At 30.6% G+C, this 942-nt stretch carries 1 protein-coding gene; it reads left to right on the forward strand.

Annotated elements, in window-relative coordinates; translation table 11 throughout:
* Window positions 1–229: 229 nt before the first annotated feature.
* Window positions 230–942, forward strand: a 713-nt coding sequence (locus tag CALSC_RS24530) for a condensation domain-containing protein (RefSeq protein WP_235006938.1), incomplete at its 3' end; no start/stop codon positions are given.

Raw genomic sequence — 942 nt, forward strand, 5'->3', positions numbered from 1 at the left:
AATATATTAGCAGCACATGGACGCAAACCATTTACAGGTTCTCGAAAAGTTGTAGTTGGAATGACTTAATTTTTTCTGTCAGTAATCTTCTATCATCTGAATAATTAAAACCGCACAGACACAGAGAACGCAGAGAGTAGAAATAAGGAGAAATAATAAATCAAAAAAATTACAAGCTTTTTGATGACTAAATTATTACCAAAATATCCAGAAGCGATGGAGGGTTAATATGGACAAGCCAATAATTGAAGGATTTAAACTTTCTCCTCAACAAAAATATATATGGTCATTACAACAAATTGACCGCAGTTTACCCAATCGGGTATCTTGGACAGTTTTAATTGAGGGGAATCTTGATTTTAAAAGTTTAGAAATATCTTTACAAACAGTAATCAATAAATATGAAATACTTCGTACGAATTACCGTTGTTTATCTGGAATGACAATACCTCTTCAAGTGATAAGTGATAATATTATACCATCGATTGATTATCAAGATATAAGTAGTTTAAATGCTCAACAACAGCAAGAAAAAATTCAGCTAATTACATCCCAATTGAATCAATTGGGTTTAGATTTTGCACAGGATTCACTTTTATATTTTTCTGTCATTATCATTTCACCGATTCGACATATACTAGCTATTAGTCTACCTACTCTTGACGCTGACACAATTACGATTAATAATTTAACTCAAGAAATTAGTCATTATTACGCAGTTGGTAATCAAATAGAGGAAAGCGAAGAAGAACCATTACAATATGCAGATATTGCAGAATGGCAAAATGAAACTCTTGAACAAGAAGAAGCTAAATTAGGAATAGAATATTGGCAGAAATTTTGTGATTTTAATTTATTCAAGCAGAATTTACCTCTAGAAAAAATAAATAATCAAGAAGCTGATTTTCAACCTCAATGTTTAAATTGGGAATTGAATTTAGA

It is taken from the genome of Calothrix rhizosoleniae SC01 (assembly GCF_900185595.1).
Lineage (GTDB): Bacteria > Cyanobacteriota > Cyanobacteriia > Cyanobacteriales > Nostocaceae > Calothrix_A > Calothrix_A rhizosoleniae.